16 protein-coding genes and 3 pseudogenes are annotated in these 13,305 nt (G+C 68.1%); 10 read left to right on the top strand and 9 right to left on the bottom strand.

Annotated elements, in window-relative coordinates; all coding sequences use genetic code 11:
* Window positions 1-32 precede the first annotated feature (32 nt).
* The 4 genes from OG844_RS00570 to OG844_RS00555 all read right to left on the bottom strand — a co-directional run bounded on the left by OG844_RS00570 (window position 33) and on the right by OG844_RS00555 (window position 2,312).
* Complete coding sequence (locus OG844_RS00570; protein ID WP_406387351.1) at window positions 33-251, bottom strand: hypothetical protein; 219 nt, start codon at window positions 249-251, stop codon at window positions 33-35.
* A gap of 115 nt (window positions 252-366) precedes the next feature.
* Complete coding sequence (locus OG844_RS00565; RefSeq protein ID WP_406387349.1) at window positions 367-495, bottom strand: hypothetical protein; 129 nt, start codon at window positions 493-495, stop codon at window positions 367-369.
* A 57-nt stretch (window positions 496-552) separates the two neighbouring features.
* Window positions 553-1,251, bottom strand: a complete 699-nt coding sequence (locus OG844_RS00560; protein WP_406387347.1) for an NAD(P)-dependent oxidoreductase — start codon at window positions 1,249-1,251, stop codon at window positions 553-555.
* A 470-nt stretch (window positions 1,252-1,721) separates the two neighbouring features.
* Window positions 1,722-2,312 (bottom strand): fascin domain-containing protein, encoded by a 591-nt coding sequence (locus tag OG844_RS00555; protein WP_406387346.1) that lies wholly within the window; start codon window positions 2,310-2,312, stop codon window positions 1,722-1,724.
* 228 nt (window positions 2,313-2,540) lie between these two features.
* Between OG844_RS00555 and OG844_RS00550 the strand changes: the two genes are divergently transcribed.
* Window positions 2,541-2,708, top strand: coding sequence for a hypothetical protein (locus OG844_RS00550; RefSeq protein ID WP_406387345.1), 168 nt, complete (start codon window positions 2,541-2,543; stop codon window positions 2,706-2,708).
* Between the two features lie 2 nt (window positions 2,709-2,710).
* Window positions 2,711-3,214 (top strand): hypothetical protein, encoded by a 504-nt coding sequence (locus OG844_RS00545; protein WP_406387344.1) that lies wholly within the window; start codon window positions 2,711-2,713, stop codon window positions 3,212-3,214.
* 81 nt (window positions 3,215-3,295) lie between these two features.
* Here OG844_RS00545 and OG844_RS00540 read toward each other — a convergent pair whose 3' ends face one another.
* Window positions 3,296-4,087, bottom strand: coding sequence for a helix-turn-helix domain-containing protein (locus OG844_RS00540; RefSeq protein ID WP_406387342.1), 792 nt, complete (start codon window positions 4,085-4,087; stop codon window positions 3,296-3,298).
* Window positions 4,088-4,157: 70 nt separating this feature from the next.
* Here OG844_RS00540 and OG844_RS00535 point away from each other — a divergent pair, with 70 nt between their 5' ends.
* The 7 genes and pseudogenes from OG844_RS00535 (at window position 4,158) to OG844_RS00505 (ending at window position 8,012) form a co-directional block, all read left to right on the top strand.
* A complete protein-coding gene (locus OG844_RS00535; RefSeq protein ID WP_406387340.1) occupies window positions 4,158-4,976 on the top strand; it encodes a phytanoyl-CoA dioxygenase family protein in 819 nt (272 codons plus the stop codon).
* On the top strand, window positions 4,973-5,260 hold the full coding sequence (locus tag OG844_RS00530) for a hypothetical protein (protein WP_406387339.1): 288 nt from the start codon (window positions 4,973-4,975) through the stop codon (window positions 5,258-5,260). Before OG844_RS00535 ends, OG844_RS00530 begins: the two co-directional genes overlap by 4 nt.
* A gap of 151 nt (window positions 5,261-5,411) precedes the next feature.
* A pseudogene (locus tag OG844_RS00525) lies at window positions 5,412-5,705 on the top strand (transposase family protein); the annotation flags it as partial.
* The gene (locus OG844_RS00520) at window positions 5,624-6,625 is read left to right on the top strand and encodes an ISAs1 family transposase (RefSeq protein ID WP_406387337.1); all 1,002 of its coding nucleotides are present in this window, start codon (window positions 5,624-5,626) and stop codon (window positions 6,623-6,625) included. The pseudogene OG844_RS00525 and the gene OG844_RS00520, both read left to right, overlap by 82 nt.
* A pseudogene (locus OG844_RS00515) lies at window positions 6,523-6,734 on the top strand (glutaredoxin domain-containing protein); the annotation flags it as partial. The gene OG844_RS00520 and the pseudogene OG844_RS00515, both read left to right, overlap by 103 nt.
* Window positions 6,735-6,930: 196 nt before the next feature.
* Window positions 6,931-7,392, top strand: a complete 462-nt coding sequence (locus OG844_RS00510) for a transposase (protein ID WP_406387336.1) — start codon at window positions 6,931-6,933, stop codon at window positions 7,390-7,392.
* Window positions 7,393-7,796: 404 nt separating this feature from the next.
* Complete coding sequence (locus OG844_RS00505) at window positions 7,797-8,012, top strand: hypothetical protein (RefSeq protein WP_406387335.1); 216 nt, start codon at window positions 7,797-7,799, stop codon at window positions 8,010-8,012.
* 207 nt (window positions 8,013-8,219) lie between these two features.
* Here OG844_RS00505 and OG844_RS00500 read toward each other — a convergent pair whose 3' ends face one another.
* The 4 genes and pseudogenes from OG844_RS00500 to OG844_RS00485 all read right to left on the bottom strand — a co-directional run bounded on the left by OG844_RS00500 (window position 8,220) and on the right by OG844_RS00485 (window position 10,324).
* Window positions 8,220-9,407: a M20 family metallopeptidase gene (locus tag OG844_RS00500; protein ID WP_406387333.1), complete on the bottom strand. Its 1,188-nt coding sequence runs from the start codon at window positions 9,405-9,407 to the stop codon at window positions 8,220-8,222.
* On the bottom strand, window positions 9,380-9,988 hold the full coding sequence (locus OG844_RS00495; protein ID WP_406395941.1) for an alpha-galactosidase: 609 nt from the start codon (window positions 9,986-9,988) through the stop codon (window positions 9,380-9,382). The genes OG844_RS00500 and OG844_RS00495 overlap by 28 nt, the downstream gene beginning before the upstream one ends.
* Window positions 9,937-10,077, bottom strand: a pseudogene (locus OG844_RS00490) (alpha-galactosidase); the annotation flags it as partial. The gene OG844_RS00495 and the pseudogene OG844_RS00490, both read right to left, overlap by 52 nt.
* 40 nt (window positions 10,078-10,117) lie before the next feature.
* A complete protein-coding gene (locus OG844_RS00485) occupies window positions 10,118-10,324 on the bottom strand; it encodes an alpha-galactosidase (protein ID WP_406387332.1) in 207 nt (68 codons plus the stop codon).
* Between the two features lie 353 nt (window positions 10,325-10,677).
* Between OG844_RS00485 and OG844_RS00480 the strand changes: the two genes are divergently transcribed.
* Entirely contained in the window at window positions 10,678-13,158 is a 2,481-nt protein-coding gene (locus tag OG844_RS00480; RefSeq protein ID WP_406387331.1) for a SpoIIE family protein phosphatase, read from the top strand.
* The last annotated feature ends 147 nt before the right edge of the window (window positions 13,159-13,305 follow it).

Here is a 13,305-nt window from a genome sequence, read left to right as displayed (position 1 = left end):
GCTTGGCGGTCCGCAGCGCTGCGTGGAATCGCTCACCCCTGTTCTTCGTAGCCGATGTGGTGTCCGGCCGCGATGGGATTGATCTTGGCGGGGTCCAGTCGTCCGTCGGTGAGGACGGCGGGCCCGGCCTCGACCATGCCCTCGACGTATCGCTCCCAGCCGCCGGGCGAGGAGATCTGAAGGACTCGGGGCGGTGGGTCGGAGGCGCTGCGCAGGGCGTGCGGGACGCCGCGCGGGAGCGGTGCGAACATACCGTGGGCGCACGGTGCCGGCGGTCGTCGAACTCGATCTCCAGGACGCCGGCCAGCACATAGACGCACTCGTCCGCGCGATGGTGGACATGCTGCGGAAGGTCCTGAGCCACGGTCATCTCCAGCATGAGAAGCGCCCGTCGGTGTCGTCGGTCGTCGCCTTGACGGCGAAGGCGGGCGGCAGCGGGATCCGTCCCGGCCTTACGCCGCCCGGCTCCAGCAGGATGAAATGGTCTTCCGTCATGAACATCGCCTCCCTGATGCATGCCGCCCTCCTCGAACGGCACGCCCGGATCCGGACTCACTTCCCGCTGCCAAACGCCTCCTTCCGTATGACATCGAGGAAGCTCGGAATCCCTTCTGTGGTGCGGACATCGACGAAGGCGCGCACATGACGGTTGCCGGTCGCGGTGCGCACCAGTGCGTTTCCCAGGTCCGCGCGCGAGGTGAACCGGCCGGGCAGGCGCGAGGTGGCGACCTGATAGTCGCTGACGGCGGCGGTGTCGAAGAGGCCAGCGGGGCGGATGACGGTCCACGCACGGTCAGTTTCGCGCGCGATCTCCTCCATGCGCCGCATGTCGTCGTACACCGTGCGCCCCATGGTGCGGGCGATGAAGGGTTCGAGGACTTTCCGGAAGAAGAAGGTCTCGCCGGGCGCCGCCACTCCGAAGAGCACGGTCGAGGACACACACACCAGACGCCGGACGCCGTGCTTGGTCATGGCCTGCGTGATGTGGGTGATCCCTTCGGAGTACACGGTGACCGGATTCCTGCTGTAGGGCACCCCGAGCGCCGAAATCACCGCTTCCTGCCCGGCCACAGCCCGTTCCACGGCACCGGCGTCGAACACATCCGCGCCGAGCACCTGCAGTCGCGGGTGGCTCAACGGGAACTGCTCCGGGTGGCGTGTGACGGCGGTGACCGCGTGCCCTTCGGCGACAGCCTGCTCGGTGGCCTGTCGCCCGGTCGGTCCGTTCGCTCCGAATATGGTGAGTTTCACTAGTTTTTCCTGTCTCCTTCTGACGGCCCCGGTGGGCTTGGCAGCGCACACGGTGCCGTCGTCCAGGTGGGTCTTGTTATGAGGGGGAGCGGCCCGGAGCGGACGACCTGGACATCCTGGTCGTCTTCGCCGCCGGATACGACGCTCGGCGCTCGGTCTACCTACTCGACGGCCCCCGGTCGCGGCGCTTGGACGGACGGGCCCGGACCCGGGTCATGAACAAGCCAGTCCCTGTCCCGTGGACCTCACACTGCAAGCCAGCCGTCCACCCACGTCAAGAAATTCCGCTTCTCCAAGCCCGACACCTGCGGCGACGCCTGACACCGCAGCAACGCAGGTCATCGGGGCGAACTCCCGGTCCCCGAAGGCACGCTGATCCGCCTTCGGCACGGCCACATGCGTCCCCGAAGGTCTCCCGGGGACGCATGGCCGCAGATGCTTCCAGAGCCTCCTGGACCGGGCTCAGACCGTCAGCGGAATGTCTCCCATGTCCCGACGCTGGTCGAACGCGCGCGCAGCATTGCGTGGTCGTGTCCGTCGTAGTTCAGCTCGACGCTCACGTACCGATTGTTCGCCTGGGACTTGATGGTGCAGTAGGACGGGCAGCTGATGCTGTACCTCTCCCATTCGCCGATGCTGGTGCCGCGGGCACGCAAGAGTCCCTCGTTTGCCCCCGAGTAGTTGAGTTCAGTGGTGACGTAGCGACTGTTTCCCTGGGACCGGAGGGTGTAGTAACCGCCGTGGTCGCAGAGAGTGAACCGCTCCATGCTGCCGACGCTGGTCGAGCGGGCTCGCAGCAGTCCCTCGTCGTAGCCGGTGTAGTTTGTTTCGGCTGCGACGATCCTGTCGTTGGCGCGAGATGTCAGGTAGACATTGGGCTCGCATACGGCCAGCGCCGACATCGGTGCAGAAGCGGCTTCGCGCTGATCGATGAATTCGCTGAGCGACACGGCATCTGCGGTGTCGGTGCCGGGCGCCGCAGCGGTCGGCCCGGACACGGACAGCACCGTGGCGGCGACAGCAGCGAACAGCCCTAAGGATCTGGTGAGTTGCGTTTTCATGTGTCTCCCGTTCTGGATGCTCTTGGACTCCTGTTGTCACGGCCCGCTGCGCGTTTTGGGCGGTTGAGCCATAAGGAGTGTGTGCGGGGGCGGGCGGTCGAAAGTCAGGTACCACCGTGTTCCGGACCGCCGTTGAAAACCCCTTCCGCTGTTCATAGAGGGCACTAGGGCACCGGAGTGTGACATCGGCACGCAGGCCGGCTCGGTTTCGCGTGGTACGGCCGGGCAATGGTGGGCCGGGGGCGGCGGTTCCGCGAGCGGATCCGGTACGAGCACGAGGTGATGGAGTGCTGGCTGATCACCCGCTACGAGGACTGCCTGCGGGTGCTGCGCGACCACGAGACGTTCGCGCGGGATCCGCGCCGCCTTGGAACCAGGTCCCGGACGCGCACCTGAGCGTGCAGGTCCTCGACCCGCCCCAGCAGGCCGCGGTGCGTAGCCTGTTCATGACCGCGCTGCACGCCCAGAACCTGGACGCCCTGCAGAACTCGGTCGGTCAGGCGATCCGCGAGCGGCTGCAGCAGTCGGCCGGGCAGCCGATGGTGGAGGCCATGCGCGAGCTCGCGCAGCCCGTCGCCCTGACGGCGATCGCCGACCTGCTCGGTGTCACACCCCCGCCGCTGGCCGAGTGGGCGCAGGTCTCCGACACGATCATGCGGAGCATGGACGCGGGCCTGGACCCGGAGCTGATCGAGCCCGGCCGCCGCGCCCGCGCACAGCTGAGTGACCTGGTGGTCTCGTGGTTCACCACCACCGGCCGGCCCAGCGGGCTGCTGGGCCATGTCCGCGCCCACACTCCGGACGCTGGTCCGGAGCAGGCAGCCTACGTACGGCACACGGCCCGGGTGATGTCCCAGGGCGGCTACTCCACCCTTACCGGGAGGGTGAGCGTGAGGGTGTGAGCGCGGGTCCACTGGCGGTTGTGCTGGCTTGGGAGGGTATAGGGGCCGGCTCTGCGGGCTGCGGGACTCGGTGACACGCGATCAGCGCGGCGCGTCCGCCTGTCCTGGGGCACCCGACCGGTAGGCACGTGGGCCGCTGCCCAACCCGCTTCGGCACGCCTTGTTGAAGGCCTGGAGATCGCTGATCCCGACCGCGGCGGCGACGGCGGGGATGGGCAGCGTTGATGCGCGCAGCAAGTGGCGGGCCCGCTCCAGCCGGCGGCGGCGAATGTAGGCCACCACGGTGTCGCCGGTCTCGGTGCGGAACAGCCGGGTGAGGTGGTTGGGTGAGACTCCGCCCGCGCGGGCGATGTCCGGCACGGCCAGCGGATCGGCCAGGTGCGTCTCGATGTGGGCCATGGCGGCGGCGACCGCGGCGTGAGGGCGTCCGGTGTGGTCGAGACCGGCCAGGTTCACCACGCGCCACAGCACTGTCCACACCGCGGCGGTGGCCTCGCTGGGCGCACCTCGTGAGGCCACCAGTGCCCGACGCAGCAGGTCGGAGAGCATCGGTGTCTCGGCGGCTGCGTCCTGCATCACCGCTACGGTGCGCGGCGCGCCCGTAGGCGCAAGTCGCAGGTGCGCGTAGAGGTGTTCGGACCTGCCGCGGTAGTGGTAATGCGCCTGGGTGTCCGGCGGGATCAGGCTCACGTGGCCGGGCCGGATCGGGTGCACCGTGTCGCCGAGTGTGAGTTTGGCCGTGTAGCCGTACAGGTGCAGCTGCCACAGGTCGGGCAGTCGGAAGGTGTCGTGGAGATGGGCAACCCCGTGTACGCCCACGCCGATGTTGACGATCCGCGGCAGGTCGTCCAGGTGGATCGCGGTTTGCTTCATAGTGAAAAACTACCAGTACATGGTGACCGCATGCCACGACATCAGAGTTTGGTGCACCTACGGTTGCCGTATGACAACCAGCAAACACCTGCTGTCCTCAGTCCAGGTGGCGCGCTTTGCAGCGCACGGCTACCTGCGTATGGATGCGGTCGTGCCTGCGGAGATGAATGCCCGGGCGATCGAGGTCCTGGACGCCGGGATCCCCGGCGTGCCCTACGGCACCCCGCTCTTGGCAGCGTTCCCCGAAGGGTCTTTTGCCCGCAGCCTGGTCGAACTGCCCCCGGTCGCCGGAGCCTTGCGCAGCCTGGTCGGCCCTGAGCCGACCGTCGACCACCACGCCGTCCACATCCGCGAGCCGCACGGGGGCGAAGCCCAACCGTTGCACGGCGACGCGATCATCGACGTGCGGCCCGACGCCTTCGATGTCCAACTCATGTACTACCCCCATGAGGTGACCGCCGACATGGGCGGCACCCTGAGTGTGCCGGGCAGTCATCTGCGCCGCACCAACGAGAGCGACACCGGGCGCTACCAGAACCTGCGCGGGCAGACCCGGCTGACCTGTCCCGCCGGCACAGTGGTCCTGCTGCACCACGGCCTGTGGCACGGAGGACGCCGCAACGACAGCGACACCCGCCGGTACATGTTCAAGATCCGGTTCAATCCGACCGTGGCGCAGGTCCGGCTGTGGAACACAGCCGACCTCGCCGACCCGGCCGTCGCGGCTGAACTCAGCGCCTGGTTCCCCTGGTACGAGACGGCCGCCGGACGCCTGGAAATCTATAACAGGGTCCGCCTGTGGCGCGCCCTGACCGGCGACGCAACCTTCGACATCGACCACTGGGTCACCCGTGTGAGCAACCGTCCGTCTATGGGGAGCAACGCATGAGGCAGCAGGTCCTGGCCCTCTACCTGGGCACCTCCGCGCTGGACGCCCGGGTCGTGGGCTGGTCGGTCTACGACGGCACCGGGCGGACCCGGCCCGCGACCGGGGACGACGGCGAACCGCCGTACGAGACCGGACTCGACGCTCTGCTCGACGGCTGGCGGCTCATCCAGGCAGCTCAGCTCATCCCTCCATACCCCGGGCACGAGTACGACACCTCGTTCCTCAAGCACGAGTTCCTCTTCGAGAAGCTCGACGACGGCTCACAGGCACGTACGACCCGCTGAGCCATGCCCCCGATCGCAACTAAATACCCTGTCTGCCCCGATCGTGGCCGGTGGACGCCCTGAAGCAAAGCGAGCACGGCGCCCGCGGATCACGGATTCTTTGAGCCTCACGATCCGCAAGGCTGCCGTGCTCGTTGATCCATCCCCGCCGATGCCCCAGTCGCCCAGCGCCCCCCCTCCCGTCACGGGTCACGCAACCGAACTGCCCGGCACCCCCCGAGGCGGCAGGGCTGCTCGACCGGCTGGCCAAGTACCCGACCCCCGAGATCCACGCGGAGTGCGCTACCAGCTGTCCACACTTCTAGCGATCGGGGTCTGTGCGATGAGCGCGGCAGGCAACAACTCCCTTACCGCGAGAGCGGAATGGGTACGCCGCTGCGGGCAGGAGACGCTGGCCCGGCTCGGGGCCCCCTTCGACCCGTTCGCCCGATGCTACCGCTGCCCGGACGAGCGCACCCTGCGCGACGCCTACGGCAAAGTCGACCCAGCCGAGCTCACGCGGGCCGGGTACGCCCGCCTGGCTGGCCTGGTCCGCCCCGCACCGACCCCGCTCACCCCGGACGGCGTCCCCGAGCGGGAACAGCGCCGCACCTGCCGCGCCAACCCCCGTCCGCAGGCGCACGACCGCAGGTGGACTCCGTCGTCACCGCGGACGCACTTCACGCGCAGCGCGACCATGCCGCCTACCTCCTGTCGCGCCGATCCCACTACCTGTTCACGATCAAGAGCAACCAACCCACACTGGCCCGCCGACTCCATTGCCTGCCCTGGAAGGAGGTCCCGGTCCTGCGCCGATCCACCGAGCGCGGCCACGGCCGCGAGGAGATCCGCGAAGTGCAGGTCGCCTCCGTGGATGGGCTGCTGTTCCCGCAGGCCAAGCAGGTCCTGCGGATCCGCCGCAGACGCCGCCTGGACACGAAGAAGTGGTCCGCCGAGACCGTCTACGCCGTCACCGACCTCGCGGCGTACCAGGGCAGCGCCGACGAACTGGCCGCGTGGGCCAGGGGACACTGGATCATCGAAAACAGCGTCCACTGGATCAGGGACTGCACCTTCGGCGAGGACGCCAGCCAGGTTCGCACCCGCAATAGCCCCGCGGTCATGGCCGCGCTCCGCGACATCGTCCGCGCCACCCTGCGATTCACCGGCTGGACCAACACCTCCAGCGGACGCCGCGCCCAAACCAACCCCCGCAGCCATCCTCACACTCCACGGCGTCCCATGATCAAACCAGACATTCGCGGAACACTCCGGGGCCCTGGGGCTGCAAGTACTGCATACGACTGCGCATCCGGCTTGGCCGCAGCGCCCGCCAGCTGCACTGGGCCAACATCTGGCACGACCCGGCAGCAGCCGCAGCGGTGAGAGCAGCCAGCGACGGCAACGAGACCGTGCCCACCGTCGTCGTGGCGGGCAGCCACACACCAACCCCGATCCCGAATGGGTGCGCGAACAGCTCTCCCCTTCAGCGTGATCAGAAACCACGACCTACCGGAGAGGCTGTCCTGTGCCACTGAGCCTTTTCCAACCTCCTGTGCGGGCTGGGCAGTTGGCCTGACAAACGGATGAAGCCCCTGGTAGATGGGCTTTCGACCGAGAGACCGTCTCCACCAGAGGCTTCGAATGCTTGTCTACCCGTCGTTGAGCGTGCCTTCGACTACAACGCCTCGATGGGCGCACTGGTTCTACTGACCGGATACCAGGCCCCCGCTGCCCTGCGGCGAATCGGGAAGAGCCGTCTTGCCGGCTGGCTCGCCAACCGCAGCGTGCGCAATGCCGCGGTGATCGCGGCTACTGCGGTCGAGGCTGCCCACGCCCAGCACACCCAGGTCCCCGGCGAGAAGACCGCGGCCGCCATGACGCACACACTGGCCCGCGCGGTCATGGACCTGGACGCCGAGATCGCGCGCGTTGACGCGCTCATCGAGGACCGGGTCCGCCAGCAGCACGCCAAGACCATCGTGAGCATGCCCGGCATCGGCACCCTTCTGGGCGCCGAGCTGATCGCCTGCACTGGTGGCGACCTGGCCGCATTCAGCACCCCAGCCCGCCTGGCCGGCGTCGCGGGCCTCGCCCCGGTTCCCAAGGACTCGGGCCGGATCAGCGCCAACATGCGCCGTCCGCACCGCTAGCACCGGCGCCTACTGCGGGTCTTCTACCTCTCCGCACGGGTCGCTGCCCGCTGCTGCCCCACCTCCCAGGCCTTCTACCAGCGCAAACGCAGCGAGGGGAAGACGCACAAGCAAGCCGTCCTCGCTCTGGCCCGACGCCGCCTCGACGTCCTATGGGCCCTTATCCGCGACCAACGGACCTTCACCACCGAGCCGCCCGCACCCCGCCACGCAGCGGCCTGACCACACCACAGAACGGCAACTCACGCCTTGACAAACCACATTGGGAATCACTGTGCCCTGCAGGGCACGCGGCCCCCGACTCGCGTCGGTCTCCGTCCTGGATACGAGACGGCCCGTACCGGTGCCGTGAACATCGGAACGGGCCTTGATGCGAAACACCTTCCGATCAAGGAGTCCAGATCATGAGCAGCACCGCACCCATCCCGGAGCAGTTGACGCCCGCGCAGGCGGACGACCGCGCCTGTCTCGTCTGCGGTAGCGAGGCAGCGGTCATGCGCCCGGTGGGCGACCGCGCCGGCGTTCAGCTGTTCGCGTGCGTCCCATGCATCGACCGCGCCAGGACACCCCACGACTCACGGCGGCCGACGGCCGTCGGTACTGTCCATTCGGACTCGTGACCTGCTTGCCGGTGGCATCGGTGTCCGACGGGGCCGAGCCGGGCGTGTGACGCGTCAGGGCCCATCCGCCGGACGCGGGGTGAGCCCTGTTATACGTGCAGGCCAGGGAGGGGAATGCGATGGGCACACGCGAGGACATTGCGCGGGCAGCGAGCATTTTTGCATCTCACGTTGGCGAGGTGCGCTGCCCGGCCGACCGGGTGCAGCTCAGGCGAGGGCATCGAGACGGTGTGACAGGAACCCCGCCATCGCGCGGACCCCGATACCGATCGCGTGCTCGTCGGCAGCGAAGTTCGGGGAGTGGGGGACCCCGTTGATGCCCGCTTCCGGGTTGGCGACACCGAGGTAGAACATCGCTCCGGACACCTGGTGCAGGAAGTACGCGAAGTCCTCGCCGTTGAACGGATACGCCGCGTGCAACACCATGACCGCGTCCGCACCCAGGGCGCCTCGCAGGTACGAGGCTGCCGCCGCGTTGAGCTCCGGCGAGCACACCATGGCGGGCAACGCAGGCTCGGTGAACTCCACCCGCCCACGGGGCAGCGCATCCACCCAGCGCCGCACCTCCTCACGGATCTCGGCGTACCGGCTCTCAGGCCAGGCCCGCAGATAGGCGTGCACTCGCGCGCCATCATCGCCCGAGCTCGAATGGGACAGGGCGTAGACAAAGCGCGCCAGCGGGCCGTCCGGGGTCTGCATGTCGTCCATGAGCTGCTGGAGCTGTCCGGGCGTCTGCGGGCGCCCGACAGTCGACAATCCGTCGATCATGGCGACGAGCCGCTTGGCGTCGTCGGCGGCGCCCGGCCCCGCCAGCTCGATCCGGAAGCGGTCTTGCCCCGGCTGACCCGGCCCGACCGCGAGCGTGCCGACTGGATTGGAGCCGCAGTGCAGCGCGTAGATCTCCCGTGGCGCGGTCCGCTCCAGAACCCCGTCCACGATCATCGCCCGGGCGCCCTCGCACGTCTCCTCGGCCGGCTGGAAGACGAAGTCGACCCGGCCGTTCAGCTGCTTCCGCAGCCGTGCGAGGACCAAGGCGATACCCACCCCGATCGCCGTGTGCAGGTCGTGGCCGCACAGGTGGGCCGCCCCCGGGACCTGCGAGGCGAAGGCACAGTCGAACAGTTCGTCGTCGTCGACCGCGTCCATGTCGGCCCGGTAGGCGACGGTCGGGCCCTCACCCGCACCGTCGAGCACCGCCACCACACCATGGCCGCCCACGCCGGTTACGACGGCCAGACCCGCGGCGCGAAGCCGCTCGGCGACCAGTGCTGATGTGCGCCGCTCCTCACCGGCAAGATCGGGATGCCGGTGGATGTCGCGGCGCATCCCGATCAGCTCATCGTCGATCTCGGCCGCAATCTTGTCGATCATCGCGTGGTCCAGCGCGGAAGACATGCGCCGGAGGCTACATGAGCCGATCTCCAACCCAGCCTTGAAGTTGAAAAAGGCTCAGTAGCTGCATAAGACTGAACAAGGCGTGGCGTCAGTCGGCGGAGGCGACGTCGTGCAGCCAGACGTTCAGGTCGGGATGATCGGCGTGTGGGGTCCGTCCGCCGTGCACCATGGTCCTGAGCCGGTTGTGCAGGCTGACTCACGTGGTCGGTTGATCGAGTTCGGTGTCGGTACAGGCGGTGAGGTCCCATCGCCAGGCGGAAGGCGAGGGTGGTGGTGCGGCCCGTGGTGTGGTCGGTGGCTGCGCCGATGTGACAGCCCACCGGTTCCGGTGGCGCCAGCAGCCCGGTCCAGCGCTGGATGACCTGTCGCCCAAGCCGGTCGTTCGTGTCGGATACCCACACCCGGTCCGTGCGCTCCAGGATTCCGTGGTCGATCCGCGCGCCGCCTGAAGAGCAGGACTCGATCTCCAACGCGGGATGCCGTGAGCGGAGTCCGTCGATGAGCCGGTAGCCAGCATCTGGGCGTGTGTTCCGGCGCTCCTGGCATGGACCGCTTCCCGTAGATCGCGGTTGTGGTCCCATTTCTGGCAGTCGAGGTCGTACTCGTCGACCAGTGCGTCCAAGCGGGCCAGGATGTGGGCGTACGCCTCGGGCCTGGCCAGGTCGAGCACTTGCTGGGGCGGTGTGGTGGGGCCGTACGTCCTGGCGCGGTCAGCACCCAGTCGGGTGGGCGCGGGCGAGATCGGAATGCGGATTCACCCTTTCCGGCTCGACCCATAGCCCGACCTGCATGCCGAGTGATCTGACGTCTTTGACCAGCGGGCGCAGCCCGTCGGGCCACGGTCGCGTCGACCGTCCAGTCGCCGAGCCCTGCCGCGTCGCGGCGCCCGCTGACCAGCCGTCGTCCAGAACGAGCATCTCCACACCGACGCGAGCCGCGCTCGGCGAGATCGACGATCCTGTCGAGCCGGTGGTCGAAATTGGACCGCCTCCCAGGTGTTCAGGGTCACCGGCCGAGGCGTCGTGGGATGGGTGTGCCTGCCACGCAATCGGCGATAGGGAAGCCAGCCGTGCCAGGGAGGCTCGGCAGCCGGTGCCGCCGTCAGTGTTGCAACGGTGGGCCATCCGCGGGTACGGGTGTTGCCGCCGCACAGTGCCCGCGGGCCGCTGCTGTTCACTTCCACTTGCGACAGCCGCCGCGGTTCCTTCCCCGGCAGAGACATCACGTGGGAGAGCCCGACGAGTGGCCGCGGTCACAAGAACCTAGGAGAATGAGGACACTTCTCCTTCTAGGAGGTCCAGCCATGCCTCGCTCGGAGGGCCGCCGCGGCTGGTCTGCCGGGCCAGTGCCGTTCGACTTGATGCCAACGGCTTCGGCAATGGTGGACGACAGTGGTATGGTTGTAGGCTGGTCGTCTGCGGCAGAGCAGCTGACGGGCTATGCCGCCTCCGATGTGCTGGGCCTGCCGATCGCCCGCTTCGTCGAGTCCATCGCCGATCTAGAGTCTGTCGATAGGGCGCTCGCATCTCCCGGAGCTTCGAGTGCGGTGCTGAGGGTCCACTCACAGGTCGGCAGAACGCTGACCCTCGGTGTTCAGGCGACGCCCCACGTCGGCGCTGCCGGGGTACGTCTGTGGCATTTGGCAGCGGTGGACCTGTCCAGGGCACCGTGGTGGGATGCCAGCCATGCGGTTCTGGGAGCCTTCCTGACTCGCTCCCCGTATGGCATTGCCGTCCTGGACACCGAGCTGCGCTATGTCTGGCTCAACGAGACCCTGGAGCGCATGGCGGGCGTGCCCCTGTCCCGGCGACTCGGCCGCCGTATGTCCGAGGTTCTGCCCCAGCTCGCGCCGAGAGGCGTGGAGCAGCAAATGCGGCAGGTTCTGGAAACCGGTGTTCCGGTGCTGGGGTTCGAGTACCAGGGGTACGTCCCCGCCGACCCAGGGCGTGAACACGCATACTCGACGTCCTTTCTGCGTCTGGACGACGGGGCGGGCAGAGTGCTCGGGATCTGCTACATGGGGGTGGACATCACCGAGAAGTGGCGCACCCGGCAGAGGCTGACGCTGCTGACTGACTCCGGCGCGAGGATCGGTACCACGCTGGACTTGTCGGTCACCGCCGCCGAGCTGGTGGAGGTCGCCGTCCCGGCCTTCGCTGACTTCGCCGCCGTCGACCTGCTTGAGACCGTGATCGACGGAGCGGCCTCCACTGCCGGTCCCGGCCTTCCACTTGCGTCGTCGGCGCTTCGGCGGGTAGCCCATCATTCCGCTCATGGGGGCGTGCCGGAAGCGGCCGCTGAAATCGGTGAACCCCCTGAGTATCCGGAGTCCTCCCCGATGGCGCAGTGTCTGTTGGAGGAGTCCGCGATCCTGGTGCCGGAGCTGGATGCCGACCGGGCCGACTGGCTGGCTGAGGATCCTCTGCGGGCCGAGCGAGTGAAGCGCTGGGGGATGCGCTCCCTGATGGCGGTCCCGTTGCGGGCGCGCGGAACCGTCCTGGGGATCGCGGTGTTTGTCCGTGCGGCATTCTCGGATGCCTTCGAAGACGACGACCTGGCCCTGGCCGAGGAACTGGCGTCCCGGGCAGCGCTCTGCCTGGACAACGCCCGCCGTTATGCCCGGGAGCGAGAGACCGCGCTGACCCTGCAGCGCAGCCTCCTGCCCGGCGAGTTCGGAGGATCAACATCGGTCGATATCGCCGTCCGGTACCTTCCGGCAGGCGCGGCCGGAGGCGTGGGTGGCGACTGGTTTGACGTGATTCCGTTGTCCGGCGCCCGGGTCGCCTTGGTCGTGGGGGATCCGGTAGGGCACGGGATCTCCGCCGCTGCAGCGATGGGGCGACTACGCGCCGCAGTCCATACGCTCGCTGATATGGACCTTCCGCCGGAGGAGCTGCTGGCACATCTGGACGACCTGGTCCTGCGTCTGGTCGATGAAGAGTCCTCCGGCCTCGCGGACCATGGGCCGGCCTCGAATGTGCAGGGAGCGCGGTGTCTGTACGCGGTGTACGACCCGGTGACGGTCTCATGCACAGTGGCGCGGGCCGGTCATGTGCCCCCCCTCGTCGTCACACCTGGTCGAACTGTTCTGACTCCTGAGTTGCCGGCCGGGCCGCCGCTCGGTGTCGGCACGTTTCCTTTCGAGGCAGCGGAATTCGACGTCGAGGAGGGCACGGTCCTTGTGCTGTTCACCGATGGGCTGCTCCGCGGTTCCGACCCCGCGCGTTCCTTGGAGACCGACCGTCTTGCAGCGGCGCTGTCATCCCTGAACGGCGATCTGGAAAGGGCCGCTGACGATCTTCTCGCGGCGATGCTCGACGGCAGTCCAGTGGACGACATCGCCCTCGTGCTCGCACGCACGCACGCGCTCGGAAGGGACCACGTCGCCACGTGCGATGTGCCGAACGAACCTGAACAAGTTGCCCGCGCCCGTGCCTTTGCCATGGAGCAGCTTTCCACGTGGGGGCTCGATGACCTCGCCTGGACTACCGAACTCATCGTCAGCGAACTCGTGACCAACGCCATCCGGTACGGGACCCCGCCGGTGCGGCTGCGGCTCATTCGCCACGCGGCGCTGATCTGTGAAGTAACCGACGGTTCCAGCACCTCGCCACGCCTGCATCATGCCCGGACCACGGATGAGGGCGGGCGCGGGCTGTTCATGGTCGCTCAGGTGGCCCATCGCTGGGGTACTCGTTACACCGCGCACGGGAAGATCATTTGGGCGGAGCAACCGCTTGACGGACGGTGAGAGGCCAGCCAAGTGACGTGTCGAAGTCACGGTTGTTGTGTCGCCGACGGTTACGGCGGAGTCAAGCGTTGCAGGTCGCGCCGCAGGCCGGAAGCCGCCTGGCGCCCGTATAGGCGAACTGCCGCGAACACGAAACGGAACACTGCA

Source organism: Streptomyces sp. NBC_00887 (assembly GCF_045207585.1).
This window is presented reverse-complemented; position numbering and strand designations above follow the sequence as displayed.